Annotated in this window: 20 protein-coding genes and 3 tRNA genes; 4 read left to right on the forward strand and 19 right to left on the reverse strand. The window is 41.6% G+C overall.

The annotated features are described in order from the left end of the window. Positions 1-982: alkyl hydroperoxide reductase subunit F (gene ahpF, locus TY49_RS06615; RefSeq protein ID WP_041965124.1), on the forward strand; the 982-nt coding region annotated here is incomplete at its 5' end. Positions 983-1,245: 263 nt separating this feature from the next. Beyond that, positions 1,246-1,950, forward strand: coding sequence for a DUF421 domain-containing protein (locus tag TY49_RS06620; protein WP_041965168.1), 705 nt, complete (start codon positions 1,246-1,248; stop codon positions 1,948-1,950). Between the two features lie 96 nt (positions 1,951-2,046). On the opposite strand, the gene TY49_RS06625 is transcribed toward TY49_RS06620, so the two are convergent. Both TY49_RS06625 and TY49_RS06630 read right to left on the reverse strand, forming a co-directional pair. Beyond that, the gene (locus tag TY49_RS06625) at positions 2,047-3,546 is read right to left on the reverse strand and encodes a malate:quinone oxidoreductase (RefSeq protein WP_041965125.1); all 1,500 of its coding nucleotides are present in this window, start codon (positions 3,544-3,546) and stop codon (positions 2,047-2,049) included. A gap of 491 nt (positions 3,547-4,037) precedes the next feature. Then, positions 4,038-4,901: a DegV family protein gene (locus tag TY49_RS06630; RefSeq protein ID WP_041965126.1), complete on the reverse strand. Its 864-nt coding sequence runs from the start codon at positions 4,899-4,901 to the stop codon at positions 4,038-4,040. A gap of 351 nt (positions 4,902-5,252) precedes the next feature. Here TY49_RS06630 and TY49_RS06635 point away from each other — a divergent pair, with 351 nt between their 5' ends. Both TY49_RS06635 and TY49_RS06640 read left to right on the forward strand, forming a co-directional pair. Further along, positions 5,253-6,614, forward strand: a complete 1,362-nt coding sequence (locus tag TY49_RS06635; protein ID WP_041965127.1) for a cytochrome ubiquinol oxidase subunit I — start codon at positions 5,253-5,255, stop codon at positions 6,612-6,614. 11 nt (positions 6,615-6,625) lie between these two features. Continuing rightward, positions 6,626-7,672 carry a cytochrome d ubiquinol oxidase subunit II gene (locus TY49_RS06640; protein ID WP_041965128.1) on the forward strand — a complete coding sequence of 349 codons (1,047 nt, stop codon included), beginning with the start codon at positions 6,626-6,628 and terminating at the stop codon, positions 7,670-7,672. Positions 7,673-7,993: 321 nt separating this feature from the next. Here TY49_RS06640 and TY49_RS06645 read toward each other — a convergent pair whose 3' ends face one another. From TY49_RS06645 to TY49_RS06720, 17 genes are all read right to left on the reverse strand, one after another. Continuing rightward, a complete protein-coding gene (locus tag TY49_RS06645; protein WP_041965129.1) occupies positions 7,994-9,325 on the reverse strand; it encodes a CoA-disulfide reductase in 1,332 nt (443 codons plus the stop codon). Between the two features lie 92 nt (positions 9,326-9,417). After that, positions 9,418-9,897: a 23S rRNA (pseudouridine(1915)-N(3))-methyltransferase RlmH gene (gene rlmH, locus TY49_RS06650; protein ID WP_041965130.1), complete on the reverse strand. Its 480-nt coding sequence runs from the start codon at positions 9,895-9,897 to the stop codon at positions 9,418-9,420. Between the two features lie 100 nt (positions 9,898-9,997). Continuing rightward, positions 9,998-10,159 carry a CxxH/CxxC protein gene (locus TY49_RS24180; protein WP_084135407.1) on the reverse strand — a complete coding sequence of 54 codons (162 nt, stop codon included), beginning with the start codon at positions 10,157-10,159 and terminating at the stop codon, positions 9,998-10,000. A 131-nt stretch (positions 10,160-10,290) separates the two neighbouring features. After that, positions 10,291-11,526, reverse strand: coding sequence for a S1C family serine protease (locus tag TY49_RS06655; RefSeq protein WP_041965131.1), 1,236 nt, complete (start codon positions 11,524-11,526; stop codon positions 10,291-10,293). 176 nt (positions 11,527-11,702) lie between these two features. Next, on the reverse strand, positions 11,703-12,497 hold the full coding sequence (gene yycJ / locus TY49_RS06660; RefSeq protein WP_041965132.1) for an exodeoxyribonuclease YycJ: 795 nt from the start codon (positions 12,495-12,497) through the stop codon (positions 11,703-11,705). Positions 12,498-12,503: 6 nt separating this feature from the next. Beyond that, complete coding sequence (locus tag TY49_RS06665) at positions 12,504-13,298, reverse strand: two-component system regulatory protein YycI (protein WP_041965133.1); 795 nt, start codon at positions 13,296-13,298, stop codon at positions 12,504-12,506. Beyond that, positions 13,285-14,598: a YycH family regulatory protein gene (locus TY49_RS06670; RefSeq protein ID WP_041965134.1), complete on the reverse strand. Its 1,314-nt coding sequence runs from the start codon at positions 14,596-14,598 to the stop codon at positions 13,285-13,287. The genes TY49_RS06665 and TY49_RS06670 overlap by 14 nt, the downstream gene beginning before the upstream one ends. Beyond that, positions 14,595-16,415, reverse strand: a complete 1,821-nt coding sequence (gene walK / locus TY49_RS06675) for a cell wall metabolism sensor histidine kinase WalK (protein WP_041965135.1) — start codon at positions 16,413-16,415, stop codon at positions 14,595-14,597. The genes TY49_RS06670 and walK overlap by 4 nt, the downstream gene beginning before the upstream one ends. Before the next feature lie 8 nt (positions 16,416-16,423). Beyond that, positions 16,424-17,134 (reverse strand): response regulator YycF, encoded by a 711-nt coding sequence (yycF, locus tag TY49_RS06680; protein WP_041965136.1) that lies wholly within the window; start codon positions 17,132-17,134, stop codon positions 16,424-16,426. Between the two features lie 290 nt (positions 17,135-17,424). Continuing rightward, positions 17,425-18,906, reverse strand: coding sequence for a M23 family metallopeptidase (locus TY49_RS06685; protein WP_041965137.1), 1,482 nt, complete (start codon positions 18,904-18,906; stop codon positions 17,425-17,427). A 384-nt stretch (positions 18,907-19,290) separates the two neighbouring features. Then, positions 19,291-19,363 (reverse strand) — tRNA-Phe (locus tag TY49_RS06690). Between the two features lie 288 nt (positions 19,364-19,651). After that, positions 19,652-19,723 (reverse strand) — tRNA-Glu (locus TY49_RS06695). 45 nt (positions 19,724-19,768) lie between these two features. Then, positions 19,769-19,844, reverse strand: a tRNA-Lys gene (locus tag TY49_RS06700). A 454-nt stretch (positions 19,845-20,298) separates the two neighbouring features. Further along, positions 20,299-21,588 (reverse strand): adenylosuccinate synthase, encoded by a 1,290-nt coding sequence (locus tag TY49_RS06705; RefSeq protein WP_041965138.1) that lies wholly within the window; start codon positions 21,586-21,588, stop codon positions 20,299-20,301. A gap of 204 nt (positions 21,589-21,792) precedes the next feature. Continuing rightward, on the reverse strand, positions 21,793-23,157 hold the full coding sequence (dnaB, locus tag TY49_RS06710) for a replicative DNA helicase (protein ID WP_041965139.1): 1,365 nt from the start codon (positions 23,155-23,157) through the stop codon (positions 21,793-21,795). 104 nt (positions 23,158-23,261) lie between these two features. Beyond that, positions 23,262-23,711, reverse strand: a complete 450-nt coding sequence (rplI, locus tag TY49_RS06715) for a 50S ribosomal protein L9 (protein WP_041965140.1) — start codon at positions 23,709-23,711, stop codon at positions 23,262-23,264. Beyond that, entirely contained in the window at positions 23,708-25,681 is a 1,974-nt protein-coding gene (locus tag TY49_RS06720) for a DHH family phosphoesterase (RefSeq protein WP_041965141.1), read from the reverse strand. Before TY49_RS06720 ends, rplI begins: the two co-directional genes overlap by 4 nt. Between the last annotated feature and the right edge of the window lie 22 nt (positions 25,682-25,703).

Below are 25,703 nucleotides of genomic sequence, written 5' to 3' on the forward strand. Positions count from 1 at the left end.
CCGTATGTCACTGGAAGAAATCCTTGCTAAAATGGGTTCTGGTCCTGATGCGTCCGAGCTGACTGACAAAGATCCATACGATGTTCTTGTTGTCGGCGGCGGCCCTGCAGGTTCAAGTGCAGCCATCTACGCGGCACGTAAAGGCATCCGTACAGGGATTGTTGCTGATCGTTTCGGCGGGCAGGTAATGGATACTTTGGGCATTGAGAACTTCATCAGTGTGAAGCACACAGAAGGTCCAAAGCTTGTTGCCAGTCTTGAAGAGCATGTTAAAGAGTATGGTGTTGATATCATGAACCTTCAGCGTGCAAAGCGTTTGGAAAAGAAGGACATGATTGAGCTTGAATTGGAAAATGGTGCAGTTCTTAAAAGTAAGACTGTCATCATCTCAACTGGTGCTCGCTGGCGCAATGTCAACGTACCAGGAGAAGCCGAGTTCAAGAACAAAGGCGTTGCCTATTGCCCTCACTGTGACGGACCATTGTTTGAAGGAAAAGACGTTGCTGTTATCGGCGGAGGAAACTCAGGTGTTGAAGCAGCAATCGACCTTGCAGGTATCGTAAAGCATGTAACAGTGATTGAGTTCAACCCAGAGCTCAAAGCTGACCAAGTTTTACAAGACCGTCTGCACAGCCTTCCGAACGTCACAGTTGTGACTAACGCTCAAACAAGTGAAATTACCGGAACTGACAAAGTGAACGGTATCACCTACATTGACCGTGCAACAGGAGAAGAACACCATGTTGAATTACAAGGTGTATTCGTCCAGATCGGCCTTGTACCGAACACAGAATGGCTTGGCGACACGCTTGAACGCACTCGCTTCGGTGAGATCGTCGTAGACAAGCACGGCGCTACAGACCTTCCAGGTGTCTTCGCTGCAGGCGACTGCACAGACAGTGCATACAAACAAATCATCATTTCAATGGGATCAGGTGCAACAGCAGCATTAGGTGCGTTTGATTATTTGATCCGAAATTAATTAAAAAGAAAAGTCACTGCGCTCCTAACGGTAGCAAAGTGACTTTTCTTTTTAATTTATACAGACACTAGAACGTCAAAACAACTCTTCTAACCCATCTTGCCACACCATTCCCTAAAGTCCTGTCCATAGGTTCTTCTTCTGAATCTACAACTTAATTATTTTTCCGATATACTTTTTATAACGAATCCAATCATTTGGATTAATAGAGGAATATGAGAGATAAACTAAGTGGTAGCTATGCGGAAAGGGATGTGACTTTAGTGGATTTTTTTGAAGGACAGGAAACGTTAACTAGCATCCAGTGGGCTCTTAGAGCTATTGTTGGTTTTTCATTCCTGCTAATAGTCACCAGAGCGTTAGGTCAACGTGCCATCTCCCAATTAAGGCCACTGGATTTTGCTATTGCTTTGGTAATTGGGAACATTATAGCCCATCCCCTATCAGATGAAAACCTTGGGCTAAAGGGATCGATAATTACGACTACGGTATTATTAGCCTTGTATCTCACCGGAATTTTTTTGATTCTCAAGTTCCCATGGTTTAGAAGGCTGCTTAATCACGCACCGATTACCATTGTACAAAATGGTGAGATACTTAATAAAGGTTTGAAGAAAGCTAAAATATCCATTGATGTTTTATTGGAAGAGCTGCGTGAAAAAAAAGTAGAAGATGTGAAAAAAGTAGCCTTAGCGATTTGGGAGGCAGACGGAAAATTGTCCGTTTTTTTAGAACCAAAATATGATCCGCTAACACCCTCCTCCATCCAAATAGCATCAGAACCATTCGATTTCCCCAGGACAATCATTAAAGAAGGTAAGATAAATTTTGAGGTATTAAATCAAGTACAGAAGGATGAAACCTGGGTTGCTTCAACTTTAGAAACATTGTATCAGACAGACGTAAAAAACGTTCTGCTTGCCACCTTGGATAAGAAAGAGAACTTTAAAGTATTTCTGTATAAATGATTTACCTGCTCCATTTGGATCAAAGCTTCCGAAAATTTAAAATAACCTTCAATCCATTTTGGGATTGAAGGTATTTTTAGTTAAGGTCATACAGAATTAACTATAGACCCTTTCTTTTTCGCTAAGACCAAGCATCTTCGCTGTAGAAGTATGGATTTCATGGAACAGTTCCGGGTTATCCACTAGTGATACACCATAAGAAGGAACCATTTCTTTTATTTTATCCTTCCAATTGAACATTTGCTCAGGGAAGCATTTTTCTAACACTTCCAGCATGACGTTAACGGCAGTGGACGCACCAGGGGATGCACCTAGCAATGCCGCTACTGAGCCATCAGAGGCGCTTACAACCTCTGTACCGAACTGTAGTGTCCCTTTGCCAGTGTCGGTATCCTTGATGACCTGGACACGCTGTCCTGCCACCACGATTCCCCAGTCCTCGCTCTTGGCATTAGGAATAAACTCACGGAGTTCTTCCATCCGTTTTTCATGAGAGAGCATCACTTGCTCGATCAGGTACTTAGTCAATGCCATTTCTTTCATGCCTGCTGCCAACATAGTAATCACATTATTCGGTTTTACTGATCCAATCAAATCCATATTCGATCCTGTTTTCAGGAACTTTGGCGAGAAACCGGCGTACGGTCCAAACAGCAAGCTCTTCTTATTATCGATAAATCTTGTATCAAGATGCGGAACTGACATCGGAGGAGCGCCTACCTTGGCTTTTCCGTACACCTTTGCATGGTGCTTTTCTACTACTTCTGGATTGTTGCAAACCATGAACAGTCCACTAACAGGGAATCCGCCAATACGTTTTGATTCAGGAATACCTGTCTTTTGCAGTAATGGCAGACTTCCACCCCCGCCCCCGATAAAAATGAATTTCGCAGTATGATATTCAGTATTACCGCTTTCAAGGTTTTGCACTTTCAGTTCCCACAATCCATCACTTGTACGATTGATATCTTTTACACTATGGTTATAGTTAATCTCGACATTTTTACTCTCCAAATGATCAAACAACATACGAGTTAACGCACCAAAATTCACATCCGTTCCTGAATCAATTTTGGTTGCTGCAATTGAATCATTCGATGTACGTCCTTCCATGACTAATGGAATCCATTCTTTAAGTTTCTCAGGGTCTTCTGAGTATTCCATTCCCTGAAACATAGGGATATCTGAAAGCGCTTTAAATCGTTTTTTCAAAAACTCAACATTTTTTTCGCCTTCTACTAAACTCATATGAGGCAGCGCCCTGATAAAGTCCTGAGGATTACGGATCAAGTTGCTTTTAACAAGATAAGACCAAAATTGTCTTGAAATTTGAAACTGCTCATTTACGTTAATTGCCTTGCTAATATCTATCGATCCGTCGGGTTTTTCAGGTGTATAATTCAACTCACACAGAGCAGCGTGCCCAGTACCCGCATTATTCCACTCATTGGAGCTCTCTTCACCTGCAGAAGCTAGTTTTTCAAACACTTTAATGTCCCATTCTGGTGCTAACTCTTTCAGTAAGGATCCCAACGTCGCACTCATGACTCCGGCACCAATTAAGATAACGTCTGTTGCTTTCTGTACGTTGCTCATTATACCCTTCCTTATCCCTTATATTTGAGTAGGTGCGCCTGCTTCGATCTCACCTAGGAGCACACCTTTTCCGTCCATGTTCAAACCATAACATAATCTATTATAATGACTTACATATTAAAATATCTACTATTTACTGATAATTATAAACTATTTTTCCATAGTAAAAAAGTGAGAAGTCTCTCCATATGGTTTAGGAGCAAACAAAAGTAAAAACAGTAACCTAAAACAATTAACTATGATATTGGTTTTTGCCCCCTATGCAGCCAAAATTGAAAACCCTAATCTTGCACTCGCCAGAAGTACTGAAGTGAACGCTTTCCCGAAAAAAAGATACCGTTATTAAACAGTATCTCTTCTAAAACTATTCCATGAATTGTCTGCTGCTCAAAGATACGTGAAGTCGCAGCCTTAATTCGACTGCGTAAATAACAAGAACCTTGATGTTTCTAAAAGCAAGCGTCAGACCCAAACTGAAATTCACTTTAATCTCATTTCTCTATGAAAAACATTGAAATGGCTCCCGGACCTACATGGGTTCCAACGGAAACTCCCATCTGCATGATATGGATAGCACCTGAAAATCCTGCTTCTTCCCGGATTTTTTCTTTTAGCGTTTCAGCAACGGTCTTATCCGATGTATAGCCAATGAGAATAAACTCTGTCATCTCCTTGTCGTTTCGTTTAATAAACTCTTGAACATAATGCTTCAGTACTTTATTACGGCCTCTTTCCTTTGCAATGATTGCTCCTTTTCCTTGCTTCATCGTCATGATTGGTTTAAGCATCAGAATCTTGCCTATAAATGCACTTGCATTCGTGAGTCTGCCACTCTTGATTAAATGATTTAAATCATCAACAGAAAGGAAGTGTTTTACTTTTGTTTTGTAAGTTTCATTAAAATCAACGATTTCTTCAAATGATGCCCCCTGCTCTCGCATCATCGCACTCTTCATGATTAACCAGCCGCTGCCATGACTCATGGATTTAGAATCGACTATATGAATTTTAACAGCCGAATCAGGCGATTCCTCATAGAAATAATCTTTTGCTATCACAGCTGATTGATAGGCACCGCTTGTTCCGCTTGACATGCATTCACATAGTATTTCATTGCATCCATCATTCACAGCTTTCTTTATGATCTTAAGGTATTCTTCAGGACTTGGCATCCCTGTTGTTGGATGCTCAGATAACCCTTCCAACATTCCATAAAAATCATTCGGTTCTATATCCACTCTATCTTTATAAAGTTTACCCTCTATATTTATTGTCAACGGAGCTAAGCTAATATCATATAACTCAAGTACTTCCTTCGATAAATCACAAGTTGAATCAGCCATAATTTTTATCATTTATATCCTCCAATTAAATAACTACCCTTATCTTAACCCAACCTTTACTTGTGTTAATACATATTTTATTAGGTCTTTCAGTAAACTGTTGCTTTACCTTTAAAATCGGCAATAAAAAGAGGATTTTGTTAGTAAAGATTTATAAAAATGAACTTAATTTGGTAGCACCGTAACTAAAACATGCTTTTTTTAGCATGATTTTTTATTAATACTTTCCCCCTTTTTCATACCCTTTGATTATTGCATTAGGTATTTTTACTTATCTACCCTATTCTTCCTTTTTTTGTACATATATTTTTTAACAATGAAAATAATAGTTAGGTATAAATTCTTTGAAGGGACAAAAACATCATGGACAATGTTCTTATTGCACGCTCGTTATTTGGCACTACTATGGCCTTCCATATCATATTTGCAACGATTGGTGTCGGCTTGCCTTTAATGATTCTTACAGCAGAATTAATCTACCAGAAAACTAAGAACTATGAGTATGTTGTAATGGCCAAACGTTGGACGAAAGCATTTGCTGTTCTGCTTGGTGTAGGTATACCGACAGGTACTATAGCTGGTGTTCAGCTGTCGCTATTGTGGCCAGGTTTCATGGAAGTCATTGGGCGAGTAATGCCACTGCCTTTTCAAATAGAAATATATGCTTTCTTCATTGAAGCACTTTTTATGTCTATTTATGTTTATGCAGCTGAAAGGATTTCTCCTTGGTTGAGGGTTTTAAGCCTTATCTTAGTTGCTTTAGGAGCATTGGCTTCTGCCGTATTAATCACGAATGTGCATGCCTTTCAAGGAACCCCAGCTGGTTTCCGTTATGAAAACGGGCAAATTGTAGACATTGATCCCTGGGCAGCCTTTTTCAACCCAGGCTTTGCGGTTACAGCCTTGCATGTGGCAGTTTCTGCTTATGTTGTAGGAGCATTTATCGTTGCATCTGTTTCAGCTTTTAAAATGTTACGAAACGAATATGGATCACGACTCTATCGTTTCCACCAAAAAGCGCTGATGATCAGCCTTGTAATGGGAGGAATCTTTTCTTTCCTGACTGCAATTAATGGGCATGCAGCCGCTCAATATTTACATGAATACCAGCCGGAAAAACTAGCAGCTGCAGAAGGATTATTCGAGACTCAATCGCACGCTCCCTTAGCTATAGGCGGATTCACCGATAGAGAAACGCAAGAGGTGAAGTGGGGGATAGAGATTCCCTGGGCATTAAGCTTCTTGGCAGGAAACAGCTTTGATACAGTCGTTGTGGGCTTAAATGACTTTCCTGAAGAGCTTTGGCCACCTTTATTCATTCATACCCTTTTCAATGTAATGGTGTTCATTGGCACATTTCTCATCTTAATAGCTTTACTTGGAATCGCATGGAAATGGATTTTAAAGAAGGAACAATGGCCAAAATTTTTCCTTTGGATACTGGTTCTTTCAGGTCCTTTAGCAATCGTTGCCATTGAATGTGGCTGGATATTTGCGTGTACAGGCCGTCAGCCCTGGGTTATTTATCGCATTTTAAAAACAGCTGATGCTGCTACTTCCGCAACAAATTTAGGAGCCATTTCCATCTTGTTTTTTAGTGTCTATATTATTTTAGGAATTGCCGTTGTTTCCGTGCTTCTGTACTACTTTAGAAAAAATACGGTATTAGATGACTTTGAAAGAGCGGAGAATAAGGGGATCCCTCTATACGGTTCGAATTCTTAGGAGGAAACAAAATGACAGATGCACTTTTAGCGATCACGGTACTTTGGGGATTTGTATTTATTTATGCAGTAATGGCAACGATGGATTTTGGTGCCGGTTTTTGGTCAATGGTCTACATTAATAGAGACAAAACAACAGCTACCAATGTAGCGAATCGTTATTTATCACCAACATGGGAAGTGACGAATACCTTTATCGTTGCTTTAGTAGTTGCTTTGTATAGCCTTTTCCCTAAAGCAACCTATACTTTAGGGACAATCCTCATCATTCCGGGGAGTGCAATTTTACTGCTATTGGCTCTACGAAGTGCTTTCTTGGTTTTTTCCAATATTGCAACTGAATATAGAAAGCCTCTTACGTATATATCAGGCATTACCGGCATTATCATTCCGGGAATTTTAATAAGCGTATTACCAATTACACATGGTCAAGCTATTGACCATGTAGATGGAGTTGCCAATCTAGACCTTGCCAGCCTTTTCACAAGTCCCAATACCTATGCATTCATCGGGTTTGCCATTAGCAGTACACTCTTTTTATCTTCCTTACTATTAGCTGACTACTCCAAGGTATCTAGAGAGATGCATGCATACAAAGTTTATCTTAAGGATGGACAGATTTTTGGCCCTCTTTCCTTAGCTATGGCATTTTTGATTATGCTCACATTAAGAAATGAGGCTCCCTGGCTATATGATCGAATGATAGCAGATTTACCTCTGCTTTGGTTATCTATCGGATTCTTTTTGATTGCTGGATTGGGTTTGTTTCTGCCATCTTTCGCTGATAAGGGCGTTCGTGGAATGCCTCGGCTTGCTGTTGTAGCTACTATCCTTCAGTATTTAGTTGCTAGTTATGTGTATGGGAAAGCACACTTGCCATATATCATTTACCCTGAAATAACCATTCAGGAAGCTTTTACCGATCCAAATTCGTTTAGGGCCGTCTTTACTACTTACATTGTAGGATTTTTGATTCTGTTTCCTGGCTTCTTCTACTTTTGGCGATTATTTATGAACGATAAACAATATTTACGGCAAGTGGGAGAGGAAAAAGAATAATACATTTAAGGATAGTTTCTTACGAATGCAGGTGAAATTTATATGACGATGATCGATATAGATGTAACGAATCTATATTTTACAACTAAGGGCGAGGGTTTTCCCAAATTGTTTATCCACCCTCTCCCCTAACTTCTGTTAATGTTAGAGTACCAGTTTGAGGACTTGTCTCAATATTTAAAGTCATTACTTTTGATATGAGAGGTCACAGAAAAAGCTTGTATTTCAGTAACTCCATAACATTTCAACTTATAGGTGAAGACATCGATCCTTTACTTAATCATCCTGGAATTAATGAGCATTTATTTGCGCTCTTACCAGCTACTTTACTCTCCTAGCTGCTTGCTGAACAGGATCCCATACACCATTATACGGGGGAGCATACGCCAAATCTAAATCAAGCAGCTCATCGGTCGTCATGGAATGAAAAATTGCCGTCGCTAGTACATCAATCCGTTTATCGACCCCATTTCCCCCAATGATTTGCCCGCCAAGAACCTTAAGTGTCTCTTTATGATAGACAAGCTTTAATTTCATTTTTTCATCATCCGGATAATAACCAGCGATATCAGTTGCTGTAATGGTTACAGAGCCACAGGGGATGTTCAGCATATTTGCCTCTTTTTCTGATAGCCCTGTTCTCCCCAGGGTTAAATCGAAAAACTTAATAATTGAAGTGCCGACAATTCCTTTAAACGTTTTATGTACATCAACCATGTTCAATCCTGCAATTTGTCCTTGCTTATTGGCATGTGTCCCCAATGGGACATGATCATCTTTTTCTTTTACTCGGTGATATTGTGTGGCACAATCTCCTGCCGCGTAGATATCCTCAATACTGGTTTGCATATAGGCATTTATTTGGATCGCTCCATTTACACTGGTTTTAATACCTGTTCGTTCTAAAAAGGAAGTATTGGGTTTCACACCTACAGCGACTAACACCAAATCTGTTTCATACTCTCCTTTATCGGTTTTCACAGATTCCACATGGTCACTTCCACCGAATGCTTCGACGGATTCACCCATTTTTAGCACAATGTTTTGCTTTACTGCTTCTTCATGAATCAGTTCTGCCATGTCTGTATCGAATATTTTAGCTAATTGCTCATTTCTTTCAATGATGGTTACCTTCTTGCCGAGCTCCGCAAAACTTTCAGCCATTTCAAGTCCAATGTATCCGCCGCCAATCACGGTCACATTATTTATATCTTTTTCCAAATAATCCATGATTGCTTTTGCATCAGGGATGGTCTTTAATGAAAAAATACCTGGAAGTGTCACACCCTCCCACTCTGGAATGACCGAGCTTACACCAGTTGCAATCAGAAGGCGGTCATATGGAAGGCTGAACGTGTCACCATTGCTATGGTTTATTCCGCTTACCATTTTATTTTCTATGTCTACGTTTTGAGCTTCATGAAATACACGTGCATCAATGCCATATTTCTTTTTAAAAGTAGACGGAGTGCGAGCTATTAACCGATCTGTGGACTCAATCTTCCCGCTGATAACATAAGGCAGGCCACATTGTCCATACGAATACACGCCTCCCTTTTCTAATACAGTGATTTCATGCCCAGAGCTGTTTCGTACAATTTGCATCGCAGCACTCATACCTGCTGCATCTCCACCAATAATAAGTATTTTCATCTTCATCCCTCCATTCCTTGTGTTTCCATTTATTACTGATTTATAAACATTGTTTAAATCCCTATGTATAAACTACTTCAGAACTTCTAGCATTACTTATGATAAGGTTCGCCGCGATTTATCCTGTAAGCACGGTAAATTTGCTCAACGAGGATTAATCGCATTAATTGATGAGGGAATGTCATTTTGGAGAAGGATAATTGTTCATCGGACCTTCTCAGTACTTCTTCACTCAAACCGAGTGATCCACCGATGACAAAAGCGATTTTACTTTTTCCGTACGTCGCTAGTTTATCGAGAGTGTCTGCAAGCTCTTCTGATGATTTGAGTTTCCCATTAATGGCTAAAGCGATGACATATGTATCTGGGCCGATTTTTGCGAGGATTCGTTCTCCTTCTTTTTGCTTGACCTGGATCATTTCAGTTTCGCTCAATTCCTCCGGTGCTTTTTCATCTGGTACTTCGATTACTTCCACTTTTGCATAGCTTCCGAGTCGTTTTAGGTACTCCTCAATCCCCTGTTTCAGGTATTTTTCTTTTAATTTTCCAACCGTCACAATCGAGATATTCACAGTCATCCCCACTTTACAAACAGATTACAAACAGTTTACAAACAAGATATACACAATAGTTATCCACATATTCACATCGATATCCACATTTAGTAGGCGATCATTCGTTCGCCACAATATATACAGCAGGTTGTCCACAGTATCCACAGACAAACTCCGACTTATCAACAGACTCTAACTTAGTTAATTGAGGTGCTACCTCAAACTCATCAACCGCTTCATCCAGCGCTAATTCAACATGTTCACCGCAGCAATACTTCATAACATTCATCCCTTCAGCTTCTTTTTTATATGGTTATCATTTGCTTAAATTCACTATAAAATTTATCCACAATGACCATTTTAACACAAAAAAACAGGAAGCATTCCGCCTCCTGTTATTATCCACAGCCACTATAATGTTTCTCCGCCTAGCTTCATTGTTGTTTCTTCCAGCTGGCCATTTCGATAATACTTGACCTGCATGTCATCGCCAACCTTCTTTTTATTGTAAAGGTGCTTGCGCAGATCAACAACATCCCGGATTTCCTCGCCATCCATTTCGACAATGACGTCATACTCCTTCAATCCTGCCTCGGCTGCAGGGGAACTTGGCTGTACGCCTCTAACTGCGACACCATAGTTGATTTCCTTTGGCAGCTTCAACGTGTTTTCCTGGTGGTAGGCTGAAATTTCATTTACGGAAGCCAATTCTACACCCATGAATGGCCGCTGCACTTCACCTGTCTTCTCCAGGTCCTCAATAATTGGCGCTGCGTAATTAATTGGGATGGATAATCCGATTCCTTCGACAGCACTCTGTGCTATTTTCATTGAGTTAATGCCTATCACCTGGCCTTCGATATTGATTAAGGCCCCTCCGCTGTTGCCGGGGTTAATCGCTGCATCTGTCTGTAAAACTTCTGCCTGCCAATCGGGAGTTCCGTCCTGATTGATATCGACTGGAATCGCCCGTTCTAAACCTGAGATAATCCCCTGTGTAACAGACCCTGAAAAAGTTAGCCCTAGAGGATTGCCAATTGCGATGACTGGCTCACCAGGCTTCAGTTTATCAGAGTTGCCAAATTCAGCTACAACTTTAATTTCATCAGCTGGTACTTCCAACACTGCTAGATCAGTCCAGATATCACTACCTAAAAGCTTGGCAGGAATTTTCGTGCCATCACTCAGGCTGACTTCAAGTTCGGAGGCTTCCGCCACGACATGATGGTTTGTGACAATATAGGCTTTGTCACCTTCCTTCTTATAAACTACGCCAGATCCTGTTCCGCCTGATTCCTGGGATTGTCCCCAGAAGCTCGTACTTTCCTGGATATTTGTAATGCCGACTACTGCATCTCCAGCCTTGTCGACTGCATCGGTAATTTGCGAGTAAACATCAATCGATACATTTTTTTTAGTGGTATTGCCTTCTTCATTTTCTTCAGAAGGTTCTTCGTCAGTTGCCGCTGTTTGATTATGAGGTTCAATTTTGTATGGCAGCACATCCAAGTTAGCTAATAAGGGAATCGAGAAGATCACCAATAATGCACCTATGATTGCGCCTGCCAGGCTGGCCCAGAAAAAGCCGCCTTTACTTCTGTTCTGTGGTTTATACCGGCTTTGATAATCCTGATCATAGTAACCCAATGTCCACCAATCCTTTCATTGACCAATAGATACGTTAGTTATTCTTATACAGATTATTATACTATCAGTGGCGGTAATTTCTAAATCATAAGCCCCTTGAAAAAATAAAAAGGAGCAAAAGCATCAAGACCTGATGCCTTTACTCCTTTACCTATTCATTCATTGCCATAAACAAATTAAATTGCTGTCAAGCGGGTTGGAGTCTTCGGATCTGTATCTATCAAATCGAATTGTTCTCCAACTAAGATGCCCCTTCCTTCGAGGGTCTGGCTAACTGACATCCTGGCAAGGTCCTTCATATTGTTATCCGTGCTTAAATGAGCTAGATAAATCCGTTTCGTATTATCCCCTGCGACTTCGCTCATTGCAACTGCGGCATCCTCATTCGAGACATGGCCGTAATCGCTAAGAATGCGACGCTTAACACTCCATGGATATCTTCCCATTCTCAGCATCTGGACATCATGATTGCTTTCGAACACATAAGCGTCAGCATTAGAAATGATCCCTTTCATCCGGTCGCTGACATAGCCTGTGTCTGTGATAAGCACCAATTTTTTTCCGTCTTTATGGAACACGTAGAACATCGGCTCCGCTGCGTCATGTGAGACCCCGAAGGATTCGATATCCAGGCCGCCGAAGGTTTTCACAGTTTCCATGTCAAAAGAGAACTTCTGATCAAGCGGTACTTCCCCAATCAAGCCGTCCATCGCTTTCCATGTTTTTTCATTCGCATAGATTGGCAGCTTATACTTACGGGCAACGATTCCTATGCCTTTTATATGATCGCTATGTTCATGCGTCACTAATATACCAGAGAGGTCTTTCATATTACGGCCAATTTGCTTGAATAAAGCCTCCATCTGTTTGCCGCTTAATCCAGCATCCACTAAAAAGGATTGGCCCTCCGTCTCCACATAGATCGCATTTCCCGTACTCCCGCTAGCGAGAACACTAAAATGCAAACTCATATCTCTTCACTCCGTAATTGTATTTTCTTTGTCCGACAAGGAGAGCACTCGACCTTCGAATGCATGTACAAAAAGGTTTTCCTTGCCATCGACTTCAATCCTCCACGTTGGTGTCACCACATGGGACGATGTGAGGTTAACAAGTGTCGAATACCCTAACTCGAAATCGGTAATTTTACTCTTTGGTTTGAGCAAACCTTTTTTATATAGAGTTTCCAGCGCCCTTAATGGCGGCAGCAACTCTTCTGCATCCGAGAGTTCATCGATGATCTCCAAATACGTTTGCTTATACGAAGTCACTTCATTATTTTCATTGAAAAAGAAAGTTAGTTTCGCATTGCTGTTATAGTAGAACGTTTTACTATCATGCTCTTGATAATACGTAATGGTCCCTGCCTCATCATTTTTGCTCCAGAACTTATATTGTTCACCGGCAAAAATATTCGCTTTTATGAAGTCAGACAGTTCGGCCGGCTGGAACTTGCTCGTCAGTTTGAACGGCTTTTCAAGCTTGGCTTCAATCGACGTGCCGTCTCCCAGACTGAAGGACTGTCCCTTGACCTTTTCCGTTTCCTCGGAGGTGAATACCTTGGCTCTTACACTAAGATACTGTTCTTTCTTTTTTGTGTCAGGGAGTTCACCATAGGTGATATCGTCATTTCTCAGCTTTTCCTCAAGGGTCGCTTCCTTTAGAATTTCATATTGGGTCGCATCCCTGGTGTTCATGAACTGGTACACGAGATATATATCCAGGACGAGGAAGGTGAGAATAAAGATTGTCTTGATTTTACTCCAATCCATTATTCAATTCCTCCTCCCACATCAGCTGACGCCACTCCTGGTCGTATAAATAAAACCAGCCTGGCTCCAACAGGATTAACGAATTTTCTGGTCCCTGGGTCATATAATAGCCCGGCATAAGATTTTGCAGCAGCTCAGGCTTAAAGTCCTTCTTGCTTTGCAGGTATTCCAGCGCTTCATATCCAGACGGCAATGTCTTGGTGACAACATCCGGATTCAATGGCAGCTCGAGATGGAACCCCGGGCGTACATATCTGCTGATTTCGGATTGTTTCCAATGCTGATAGATCTCTGACATCCCTATCTGATTGAAAACAGGATAGCCTTCCTTGCTGTAAAGACGGAAAAGAACATTCTGGTTAAAATCATCTTTATAAACATAACGATAAGGTTCCGTCCAGCCACCATGGTTATTAACAAACTCGATACTCTTCTGGAGAACATTGTTGGTGCCGATGACTGAATCGCCACTCCTGACAGGATTCACGTAGTTAATCATATTTGTATCGGTGTCGACGATCATCTTACTGGCATCATCCGTATATTCCTCAATTCCATCGACTATACTGCGCTGTACAAAGCTCGGGTCTGCGAACAGGGCATCCTTGAACTGTTCGGAATCAAGTGGATTTTGATAGTATGTGTGCAGCACCATTTTCACTTTTTCAGTTGGCAGGTAAATCTTCTTGATATCGGAAACAGTATGAAGGAAATACGGCGTCAGCCTTTTTGCAGAATCATAAAATTGATTCGTAAAATCATTTATATAGGAAGGACTGACATTGCTGACATAGGCTTCCTGATTTTTCTGCGAAAAGAAATAGACAATCCCTTCCTGCTTTTGCTGAGTCTCTGAATTAATGATGATCCTGTCGAAATCAAATTTCGGCATATCCTTTTCATCAATATTCAGGACCCTTTTATATAGTTCAATCGGCACTTCATCTGGGAAAATAACTTCGGTATTCTCCCCCTGAGCAATCTTCTCATTAAATTCACTGATCCGCCCAGGGTACTTTTCGATATCAAAATACTTCCATCTTGAAATAACTCCGATTACATCATCAATATAGCCATTGTCTACCGAACCAAACTGTTTACCATTCACATGGTAGATCACCTGATGGGGCTTGACTATTTTTTTGATTTCCTTCTGTGTTGCTATGCTTATATCTTCAAAAGTCTTTTGATTGTTAACAACCTCATAATCTGGTTGATACGTCCAAATATTCCACGTTAAAAAGCCACTTAGAATAACAAGAAATGTTAAAATACCTGTTTTAATATTTTCATATGTCATGACCAATCATCCTCTGCACTGCGGTCATAAGGAAGTGTAAATTGAACAGTTGTTCCTTTGCCTTCCACACTTTCTGCCCATATCTTTCCCCCGTGGGCATTGACCATTTCCCTGGCAATAGCCAGCCCTAACCCTGTACCGCCTAGTTTGCGGGTCCTGGCTTTATCGACACGGTAGAAACGATCGAAAATTTTATCAAGGTTATCTTTCGGGATGCCAACGCCTTCATCAGAAATGCTTGCAACAATCTGATCATCCAGTTCTTTCACTTTGAATGTAATTTTTCCGCCCTCTGGTGAATATTTCATGGCATTAGAAATGATATTATCGAGCACTTGCGTTATTTTGTCTTCATCTATTTCTACAAAAATCGCATTCTCCGTGATTTCTCTTTTAAAAGTGACATTTTGTTCCTTCGTCAATTCGAATCGGTCAATGATCCTGTTAAAAAAGACAGGGAAGTTAACCCATTCCTTTGAAAGGCGATAATCCACACTGTCAAGTTTTGATAGCTGCAGCAAATCGTTGACAAGCCGGATCATCCGCTCTGTTTCTCCTCTGGTTGTCTCAAGGAAGTTTGGAGCGATTTCCTCATCCCTCCACGCTCCTTCAGCCAGCGCCTCCAGATAGCTGCGCATCGTTGTCAGCGGAGTCCGCAATTCATGGGAAACATTCGCAACGAATTCCCGTCTCTCCATATCAATTTTTTCTTGTTCTGTAATATCATACAGGACTGCAATCAATCCATTTACAAAGCCGCTTTCCTTCTGGATCACTGAAAAATTTGCCCGTAGGATAAATGGCTTGCTTTTCGTACTGTAATCCAGGACGATCGAATCTTTCTCCTGTAGTAAATCATCGAAAGTATAATTTTCATCCAGGCCAAGTACAGAAACCAATGGCTGCGACAGCACTGTTTCACGTGGAACACCAAGCATCTGTAAAGCAGGGTCATTGATCAGGATGATGCGCCCTTTCCGGTCAGTCGATATAACACCGTCGGTCATATAGGAAATGACTGAGGAAAGCTTCCTTTTCTCTCCTTCTGTTGTGGCCTGTGCTTCCTGCAGTTTTTTCGTCAGATTGTTAAAGGTGATCGCCAGTTGACCGATTTCATCGTAACCATAGACCTTAACCTTCCTGGAAAAATTGCCGCGCGTCATCGCCAGTGCCTGTTTACGCATATCTGAAATCGGCCTCGTAATCGTCTGTGCAAGCAAGACTCCCAAAATGGCTGTAAAAATCAGGGCAATGGCTGTTCCGGTAGCCAGGATTGTATTGATATCATTCATCTGATCAAAGATATCATTAATATTGGCAACCAGATAGACAGCGGCTATCGCTTCACCGTTATGCATGATAGGTGTTGAAAGAACCCAAACTCTTTCGTTCGCTTTCAACTGGATGACGTCTTCATCTTCTCCAGTGATGATCGAACGCTTAATCTTGACGTCAGGAGTCCTCTGTCCCACCATCCCCTGATTGCTAAGGCTTGATGTACCCAGTATTTTAAAACTGCTCCCGTCAACTACCCGAATTTCAGAAATATCATTAGGCTTATAGTCCATTAAAATCTGCCTAATTGCTTCCTCTTTCGTGGGATCTTCCTTCCCGCGCTCCTTCACCAGCTCTTCCTGTATATCATAAACCAGCAGGTCCACTCGGGATTTTACAGATTCCTGGTAATTTGTCATCAGGGTCGTCTCAAGTTTGCGGACAAAGTAAACTCCGATGATTTGCATGGCAACGAGAATAAGCAGGACGTATATAATCACAAATTTAAGATGAATGGATCGAAAGAAACCTACCTTTTTCATCCCTGTTCTTACTCCTGCTCAGAGTTTCTTAAATAATAGCCTACTCCTCGTCTTGTCACGATCCATGTCGGGTGGCTTGGGTTGTCTTCGATCTTTTCACGCAAACGCCTTACAGTTACGTCAACTGTACGGACATCTCCATAATAGTCATAGCCCCAGACTGTCTGAAGCAAATGCTCCCTTGTCATGACTTGTCCAATATGCTTGGCAAGGTAGTGAAGAAGCTCGAATTCACGGTGCGTCAATTCAATCGTCTCTCCTCTTTTGGAGACAACGTAAGCATCAGGATGGATAGTCAATGAGCCAACCGTAATTTCATTCGACTCCTCTTGTTCATCTTCTCTAATCGCATTCTGCTGATGGCGACGCAGGTTTGCTTTTACCCTTGCAATCAACTCTCTTGTGCTGAATGGCTTCGTGACATAGTCATCTGCCCCAAGCTCAAGTCCAAGCACCTTATCAATTTCAGAGTCTTTCGCAGTAAGCATGATAATCGGCATCTCGTATTTTTTGCGAACTTCACGGCAGACCTCCATGCCATCACGCATCGGCAGCATAATATCCAGCAAGATCAAATCAGGCTGAATCTCCTCCACCATTTCAACTGCCTGGTTTCCATCATATGCACAGTAAACATCGTAACCCTCTTTTTTCAAGTTGAACTGTAGAATATCTGCAATTGGTTTTTCATCGTCTACTACCAGTATCTTTTTCTCCATACCAATTCTCCTTTAAAGTACGTATTTATCTATCGTCTAGTAATAATCTTCTCTTTATAAAAATGCTATCTTATCTATTTTACTGTAAATCAGAGAAAAACTGAATTTTTCTGTTATACAACTTCTATTCTTCTCTTCCCAATTGTACCAATCCTGCCCATAACAATAAAATAAAACATTTATAGTGCAAGGACTATAAAAAAAGGATATGGAATCTAAATGGTGATAAGTGTTGTAAACCTTAATAAAAAAAGTCTCTAGTTTGGCTAGAGACTTTCATTCTAATTAACTTAATTACCTAATACAGTTGATGGGTTCACAAGTGCACCATTCAGGTAAACTTCAAAATGAAGATGGATACCAGTGGAATTTCCTGTTCTCCCCATGATGCCGATACTCGAACCACGAGAAACTGACTGGCCTACGCTTACTGAGATAGATGCAAGGTGGGCATACATTGTGCGGTAGCCGTTTTGATGGTCGATAATGATTTTGTTTCCATATCCATCGCCTTTGTTACCAGCGTATATTACTTTCCCATTATCAGCAGCCTTGATTGTGTAGTTGCTTGGCCTTGCGATATCAATTCCTTTATGCATCCTGCTCCAGCGGTAGCCTTGGCGGCTGGATACATATCCGCCATTTGTCGGCCATACGAAAGTACCATCTCCGCGTGAAGGAACAACTTTTGTTCCTTTGACGATGATTTCCTTAACAGGTTCTTTAAGTACGGTTTCTTTGATGACTTCCTTTTTTATCATCCTGCCATTTTGTTCAGTCAGCGAGGAGGTGACACCCTTCATACCAACCTGGCCTTCCTGCATTGTCTTTGTATCACCCTTGAACATCGAAGAATCTTCTTTGACTTCTCTTTCGAAAGGCACTTCTTTTTGCTCATAAACCTGGCGGTCGACCACAACTTCTACAAATGGCTTCAAGACAGTTACATTTAATTCCTGTCCTGGTTTTAGTACAACGTCTTCAGTAAGGCCTTCATTTAGAGAAAGTAATTCAGCAAGCTTCAGGTTATGTGAATTCGCAATGTTTCCTAACACATCCCCTTCTTTAACTTGGTACTTCTGTTCCTCTAAAGTACCCTTTTTAAGGAGCTGGACAGCTTCCTCGACGGTAAGTACTTTAACAGGATCAACTTTTTCTTCTGCTTGTGAAACTTCCTGAGTGAAACGGACGTCTAATATACGAGTTTCATTTTCTTTTACTTCGGGTACTGGTAGATTAGGAGTTTCTTTTCTACTCTCCACTTCAGCTAACTCTTCTTCAGTAACGTATTCGAGCATTAATGCCCTAAGGACTTCTTTTGCTGCTTCTTGATCCTTTACATAAGCTACAGGCTTACCATCGATGACAAGGGCCGAGCCTTCAGCTTGGACAGTCAACTCGTCTTTAAGTACATCTAATACTTCACTTGTATTTACATTGGCAGCTGAGCTGAACACCTGCTCAGGAATAAAAGATACGTCTAAACCAAGCTCAACATCGAGACCTGCGTATTCCTCCTTGACGGATGTCAACTTATCTTCAACCAGCTGTTCTACTTGTGCTTTATCGGTTACAGTTCCTACAAATTTATTGTTTACATAAACATGGTACATAGTTGTTAAGTCAGAATCCGCCGCAAGTGCAGCATTTCCTGCACCAAAAGACAACGCAGCTACAGTTACTGTTGCCATGATTGACTTTTTTATTGCTGGCATCATCTCTCTAGATGTTTTGCCGGCAAGATTGGACAGCCTATGTTTTAAATTATTCATCCTGATCCTCCTACAACGGTCAAACACTATTAGTCTAGTTCTAAATAACTATTATCTGATAATTGTACCTTTATACTTTACCATATAATGTATCGTTAGGAAGACTAGTCTTCATTATGTAACAAAAATGTATAATAGCTGACATTTTATTACGATATTTGTCAGTTAAATGGAATTCAGTATCAGTATATTTTCCTATCTCTTTTATTAAAAATGAGCAGAAAACCTAGTAATATCAGGGCATTCTCCGACTTTCGGAGCATAATTAGTGAACAATGTTGTTAATAGCAACACAAACATGTTAAAAACAGGAATTTTATCGTTATGTTACATAAATGTTACAAAAAAAAGAGAGCATGTCATATGACACGCTCCCTTTTTTAATGGCTCAGGACGGAATCGAACCGCCGACACAAGGATTTTCAGTCCTTTGCTCTACCGACTGAGCTACTGAGCCATGATAAAAATTGTACCCTAATCTTTATTTAGTTTAGGTCCTTTGCTCGAATGACCTTGCGGTCTTTCTCGCAGGTTGCCGCAGATGCTTAATCGATGATGTGAGCAACCTGCTCTACCGACTGAGCTACTGAGCCATGATAATATATCCTGAAAGAAGTATTACTTCTAAGATTATGCTCAAAAAACCTTTCGGTTTTTTTCGCAAGTTGCCAGAGATGCTTATTCGGTGAAGTAAGCAACTGACTGAGCTACTGAGCCATGATAATACTCTTAAATATGTAATAAGTGACCCCTACGGGATTCGAACCCGTGTTACCGCCGTGAAAGGGCGGTGTCTTAACCGCTTGACCAAGGGGCCAGATATAAATCACAACATAAAGTTTTTCATTATTAATTAAAACAATGGTGAGCCATGAAGGACTCGAACCTTCGACCCTCTGATTAAAAGTCAGATGCTCTACCGACTGAGCTAATGGCTCGTAATATGTTTCAACCCTAAACGAAGTTTTGTTTGATACAGTGTTCAAAAGACCTTCGGCCTTTCTCGCAAGTTGCCGCTGAAGCGAACTCCTGGATGCAAGCAACTGACTGAGCTAATGGCTCGTATCAAACTTTATCACTTTTTGTCGAATCAGTGACAACGTTGTTTATATTACCATAGCATTTTATTGTTTGTATATATCTTTTTAAAATATTTTTTGCTTTTTCATGTTTTTCTTCGTAGTTCGCTCTGCTTTCCTTGAATTTATTCAATTTTATAAAATGAAAATTACTACAAACAGGGTAATTCAGCGATGTTAAGGAGTTTTTCCGCGAAATAGACTGGCATTCCCGCGAATTCAAGCCGGAATTCCGCGAACTGGATAAAGCTAGGATTCCCTCTATAAAAAATCAAGCCCCCGATTCAATGAGCGGGGGCTTGATCAATAATTATTATGATCTCCACGGGCTGCGGACGACGTTTGTCTGGGTGCGGTCCGGGCCGACTGAGAAGATGGATAATGGGATGCCTGTCAGTTGTGAGATGCGCTCAAGATAGTGTCTTGCGTTTTCTGGCAGTTGGTCTAGTGATTTCACACCTGTGATGTCTTCTGTCCAGCCTGGCAGCTCCTCGTAGACTGGCTCACATTCAGCGAGTGTCTTAAGGCTTGCAGGGAATTCTTCGATTAACTCACCCTTGTAGCGGTATGCTACACAGATTTTGAGCGATTCAATTCCCGTTAAAACATCGATAGAGTTCAACGATAAATCAGTGATGCCGCTGACACGGCGGGCATGGCGGACAACGACGCTGTCGAACCAGCCGACACGGCGCGGGCGGCCTGTTGTCGTACCGTATTCTCGTCCTACTTCGCGAATCTGGTGGCCGATTTCGTTATCTAACTCTGTAGGGAATGGTCCGTCACCGACACGAGTCGTATAAGCTTTTGAAACTCCTACGATATGGGTGATTTTCGTTGGTCCCACACCTGAACCAATGGTGACTCCGCCAGCTACTGGATTGGATGATGTAACAAATGGATATGTTCCCTGGTCGATATCGAGCATGACGCCCTGTGCACCTTCAAATAGTACACGTCGTCCTTCATCCAAAGCATCATTCAAAACGACAGATGTGTCGACCACATAATCTTTGACTTGCTGACCATACTCGTAATACTCGTCTAAAATATCCTCAAGCTTAAATCCTTCAGTTTCATAGATACGCTCGAGCAGACGGTTCTTTTCCTCGAGATTGCGTGTTAGCTTCTCCTCGAAAACTTCCCTGTCAAGAAGGTCGGCAATCCTGATACCCGTTCTCGCAGCTTTGTCCATGTATGCAGGACCTATCCCCTTCTTGGTCGTTCCTATTTTATTGGCGCCCTTGCTCGCCTCTTCCACTTCATCAAGTTTCAAGTGATACGGAAGAATGACATGCGCGCGATTGCTGATTCGCAGGTTGTCTGTCGTAACGTTTTTATCGTGAAGATAGGCTAGTTCCTTCACAAGCGCTTTTGGATCCACAACCATGCCGTTTCCGATAACACTGATTTTATCTTTATAGAAAATCCCTGATGGAATCAAATGTAATTTATATGTTTCACCATTGAACTTTATTGTATGTCCTGCGTTGTTCCCTCCCTGATAACGGGCAATCACTTCAGCATTTTCTGAAAGGAAGTCAGTAATCTTCCCTTTTCCTTCGTCTCCCCATTGTGTACCAACTACTACTACGGATGACATATAAAAAGCACCTCCAAAGGTATACGGTTAATTTTTTTCCGCTTCAAACATATAAAGTTTACCAGTAATAATAGTATAAAGTCAATGAAACACGAACATTAATTTTATAATATAATTATTTCGTTCGTAAAACTCTGCATCCTATATTTACTAAATAAAATATCAGCAAAAAAAAGAGAATCAATCCATAAGGATCAATTCTCATTATGCCCCAGGTGGAGCGTACGATTCGTCATACCTGTTTTCAATGTTGACGAATTTATTGTATTCTTTTACGAATGCCAGCTTTACGGTTCCTACCGGGCCGTTACGCTGCTTGGCAATGATGATCTCAATGATGTTCTTGTCTTCTGATTCCTTATCATAATAGTCATCACGGTAAAGGAAGGCTACGATATCGGCATCCTGCTCAATTGAACCGGATTCACGAATATCAGACATCATCGGACGCTTGTCCTGTCGCTGTTCCACTCCACGGGAAAGCTGGGACAGTGCGATGACAGGGACCTGCAATTCACGCGCTAACTGCTTAAGGGAACGGGATATCTCAGATACTTCCTGCTGACGGTTTTCGCCGGCACGTCCGCTCCCGAGGATCAGCTGCAAGTAATCGATCATGATCATGCCAAGTCCCTGCTCCTGCTTCAAACGTCGGCATTTTGACCTGATATCGGTAATTTTGACACCTGGAGTATCGTCAATGAAGATTCCTGTATTTGACAGGCTTCCCATTGCCATCGTCAACTTGCCCCAGTCCTCATCAGTCAGGGAACCTGTACGAAGCCTCTGGGCATCGATATTTCCTTCCGCACAAAGGACACGCATGACAAGCTGTTCTGCACCCATCTCCAAACTAAAGATCGCGACATTCTCTCCTGTCTTTTTCGCAACGTTCTGTGCTATATTCAAAGCGAATGCTGTTTTACCAACAGAAGGACGGGCGCCAACGATGATCAAATCGTTTCGCTGAAAGCCAGCTGTTATTCGGTCAAGCTCAGTAAAGCCAGTCTCAAGGCCGGTGATATCTCCTTGACGGTTATGCATTTCCTCAATATTATCGTATGTCCTGACAAGGACATCTTTTATATTATGGAAGGCTCCTCCGCCTTTGCGCTGGGCAACCTCCATGATGTTCTTTTCTGCTTCGGCAAGTAATGCTTCGACTTCATCCTCACGCATATAGCCATCTTCGGCGATGCCTGATGCTGTCCGGATCAGCCTTCTCAGCAATGACTTTTCTTCTACGATTCTAGCATAATACTCTATATTAGCAGCCGTCGGGACGGATGCAGCCAATTCACTTAAATAACTGACCCCGCCAACGTCTTCAATCAGCTTGGATGAAGCAAGCTCTTCTGTGACGGTTACAAGGTCGATTGCTTTACCTTTATCATTCAAATCCAGCATGACGCTGAAGATTTTCTGGTGTGCTACGCGGTAAAAGTCTTCTGGTATAAGTAATTCTGAAGCAAGAGTTAAAGCTGATGGCTCTAAAAATATTGCACCAATTACGGCTTGTTCCGCTTCCATGTTTTGCGGCGGAAGTCGATCCGCGAATAATTCACTCATCTGCCTGCCCCCTTACATAATTGAAAAAAGTGATCAGCAGGACCGATCACCTATTTCTGTAACTATATTATTTTATCATGTTTGCGGCTATATGGAACTGTAAATTATTTTCCTTCTTTCACATGGACATTCAAAGTTGCCAGAACATCCTTATGAAGCTTTACAGGAACCTTTGTGTATCCAAGTGTGCGAATTGCATCCTGAAGCTCGATTTTTCGCTTATCCAGCTTGATGCCACTAGCTTTTTGCAGTTCATCAGCAATCTGCTTGCTTGTGATTGAGCCGAACAGACGTCCATCTTCTCCAGATTTAGCGGATAATTCGACTGTAACTTTTTCCAGCTTTTCCTTCAAAGTTTTCGCATCTTCAAGCTCCTGCTGAGCCACTTTCTCTTCTTTCTTCTGCTGTGCGTTCAGGGAACTCATAGCGGATTGATTTGCTTCGACCGCAAGGCCCTGTTTAATCAGGAAGTTGTGTGCGTAGCCATCTGCCACATTTTTGATTTCGCCTTTTTTGCCTTTTCCTTTAACGTCCTTCAAAAAGATTACTTTCATTCTTTTTGTCCCCCTTCTAAATAATCCTCTATCGCATTTTGTAAAAGTGTTTCTGCCTCATCAGTAGAGATATCATACATTTGCGTCGCAGCATTGGTTAAATGCCCGCCACCTTCAAGATTTTCCATGACCACCTGGACATTGATTTCCCCAAGCGATCTTGCGCTGATTCCAACCGTGTCTTCTGATCTTTTGGAGATCACGAATGATGCTGACACGCCGTCCATCGTCAGGAGTGTATCAGCTGCCTGTGCAATCAGCACCTGGTCACAGTATACATCGTTTTCACCCTTTGAAATGACAATGCCATCACGGTAAAAATAAACATTCTCTATGATTTTTGCTCTTTTGATATAAGTATTAATATCTTCTTTTAAAAACTTCTGGACAAGAACGGTATCGGCACCATGGCTTCGAAGGTATGATGCTGCGTCGAAAGTACGGGCTCCTGTCCTTAAGGTGAAGCTTTTTGTGTCGACGATGATTCCTGCCAATAAAGCAGTAGCCTCCAGCATTTGGATTTTTCCATTTTTCGGCTGGTATTCGAGCAACTCCGTTACAAGCTCAGCCGTCGATGAAGCATAAGGCTCCATATAGACGAGCAGTGGATTCTTGATGAATTCCTCGCCTCTGCGATGGTGGTCAATCACGATGACGTTCTCAATCCGGTTCAATAGTCTCTCATCGATGACAAGTGAAGGTTTATGAGTATCGACAACAACAAGCAATGTGTCATCCGAAGCAATTTCATAAGCCTGTTCTGGTGTAATGAATCTTGAATAAAGAGATTCGTTTTCCTTTATCTCATCCATCAAGCGCTGTACACCTGTATCAATCTCATTTTTATTATACACAATAAAGCCTTCACGCTTGTTCATTTGTGCCACTTTAAGGATACCGATTGACGACCCAATTGCGTCCATATCCGGATTCTTGTGTCCCATGATCAAGACCTTGTCACTTTCGACAACCAATTCCTTCAATGCATGAGAAATGACTCGCGCCCTTACCCGTGTGCGTTTTTCAACAGGATTCGTCTTGCCGCCATAAAACTTAACCTTGCCGTTAGGCTGTTTGATCGCTACCTGATCACCGCCGCGTCCCAAAGCTAAGTCCAGACTGGATTGCGCCTGACTTCCTAGCTCAGGGAGTGAGGAATAACCTGTACCGACACCAATGCTCAAAGTTAATGGGACATTCTGCTTCGATGTTGTTTCCCTTACTTCATCAAGAATCGTGAATTTACCTTTTTCGAGCAGCTGGAGAATATGTTCACTGAAAACAGCGATGAATCGTTCTGAAGAAACCCTCTTGAGGAATACTCCATTATTCGTAGCCCATTTATTCAAGATGGAAGTCACAAGACTATTCAAGCTGCTTTTCGTCTGGTCATCCATTCCCTGGGTCAGTTCCTCATAGTTATCAAGATAAATGATCGAAATAACCGTGCGCTCATCTTTGTACATTTTTTCGATTTCAGCCTGTTCGGTCACATCGAAAAAGTAGAGCAGCCGCTCCTCAGGTTTATGGATGACCCTGAATTTCCGTTCATGAAGGGTAATGATCTCTGTTTCCACTTCTTGCTTGATCAATGGAATGACCGCATCGGCTACATCATACAAGGATTTGCCCACAAGCGAGTCTTCATTGAAACTAGCAGCAATGAAAGGATTCGTCCACTCAATATAATAGTCGTCATTGATAAGCATGATCCCAATGGGCATTTCCATCAATGCTTCCTCGCCGACTTTTTTCACCCGATAAGACAGCGTGGAAATGTATTCTTCTGTCTCCTGCCTAATTATATGGTTCACTTGAAAAATGAGATATATCAACAGGCCAGTGAGAATGAACCCTGCCGCTCCTATAATCCAGTTATAGTAAGACAGAAATCCAATTAGCACCAGTGTTACGGCCATCAATCCATACAATGGATAACGTATTTGCCGCCTCTCTAAATAAGAAGGCATGTGCTCAGCTCCTAAAGCGTTA

Origin of the sequence: Mesobacillus selenatarsenatis SF-1, from assembly GCF_000813125.1 — a bacterium.
Classification (GTDB): Bacteria; Bacillota; Bacilli; order Bacillales; family Cytobacillaceae; genus Mesobacillus; species Mesobacillus selenatarsenatis.

Coding starts and splice junctions, on each gene's coding strand:
- TY49_RS06705 (WP_041965138.1), bottom strand. CDS start 21,588: ATGTCATCCGTAGTAGTAGTTGGTACACAATGGGGAGACGAAGGAAAA.
- TY49_RS06720 (WP_041965141.1), bottom strand. CDS start 25,681: ATGCCTTCTTATTTAGAGAGGCGGCAAATACGTTATCCATTGTATGGA.
- yycF (WP_041965136.1), bottom strand. CDS start 17,134: ATGGAGAAAAAGATACTGGTAGTAGACGATGAAAAACCAATTGCAGAT.
- TY49_RS06670 (WP_041965134.1), bottom strand. CDS start 14,598: ATGACATATGAAAATATTAAAACAGGTATTTTAACATTTCTTGTTATT.
- TY49_RS06630 (WP_041965126.1), bottom strand. CDS start 4,901: ATGATAAAAATTATGGCTGATTCAACTTGTGATTTATCGAAGGAAGTA.
- TY49_RS06640 (WP_041965128.1), top strand. CDS start 6,626: ATGACAGATGCACTTTTAGCGATCACGGTACTTTGGGGATTTGTATTT.
- TY49_RS24180 (WP_084135407.1), bottom strand. CDS start 10,159: ATGAAGTATTGCTGCGGTGAACATGTTGAATTAGCGCTGGATGAAGCG.
- walK (WP_041965135.1), bottom strand. CDS start 16,415: ATGAAAAAGGTAGGTTTCTTTCGATCCATTCATCTTAAATTTGTGATT.
- rplI (WP_041965140.1), bottom strand. CDS start 23,711: ATGAAAGTAATCTTTTTGAAGGACGTTAAAGGAAAAGGCAAAAAAGGC.
- TY49_RS06665 (WP_041965133.1), bottom strand. CDS start 13,298: ATGGATTGGAGTAAAATCAAGACAATCTTTATTCTCACCTTCCTCGTC.
- TY49_RS06645 (WP_041965129.1), bottom strand. CDS start 9,325: ATGAAAATACTTATTATTGGTGGAGATGCAGCAGGTATGAGTGCTGCG.
- TY49_RS06635 (WP_041965127.1), top strand. CDS start 5,253: ATGGACAATGTTCTTATTGCACGCTCGTTATTTGGCACTACTATGGCC.
- TY49_RS06685 (WP_041965137.1), bottom strand. CDS start 18,906: ATGAATAATTTAAAACATAGGCTGTCCAATCTTGCCGGCAAAACATCT.
- dnaB (WP_041965139.1), bottom strand. CDS start 23,157: ATGAGTGAATTATTCGCGGATCGACTTCCGCCGCAAAACATGGAAGCG.
- yycJ (WP_041965132.1), bottom strand. CDS start 12,497: ATGAGTTTGCATTTTAGTGTTCTCGCTAGCGGGAGTACGGGAAATGCG.
- TY49_RS06625 (WP_041965125.1), bottom strand. CDS start 3,546: ATGAGCAACGTACAGAAAGCAACAGACGTTATCTTAATTGGTGCCGGA.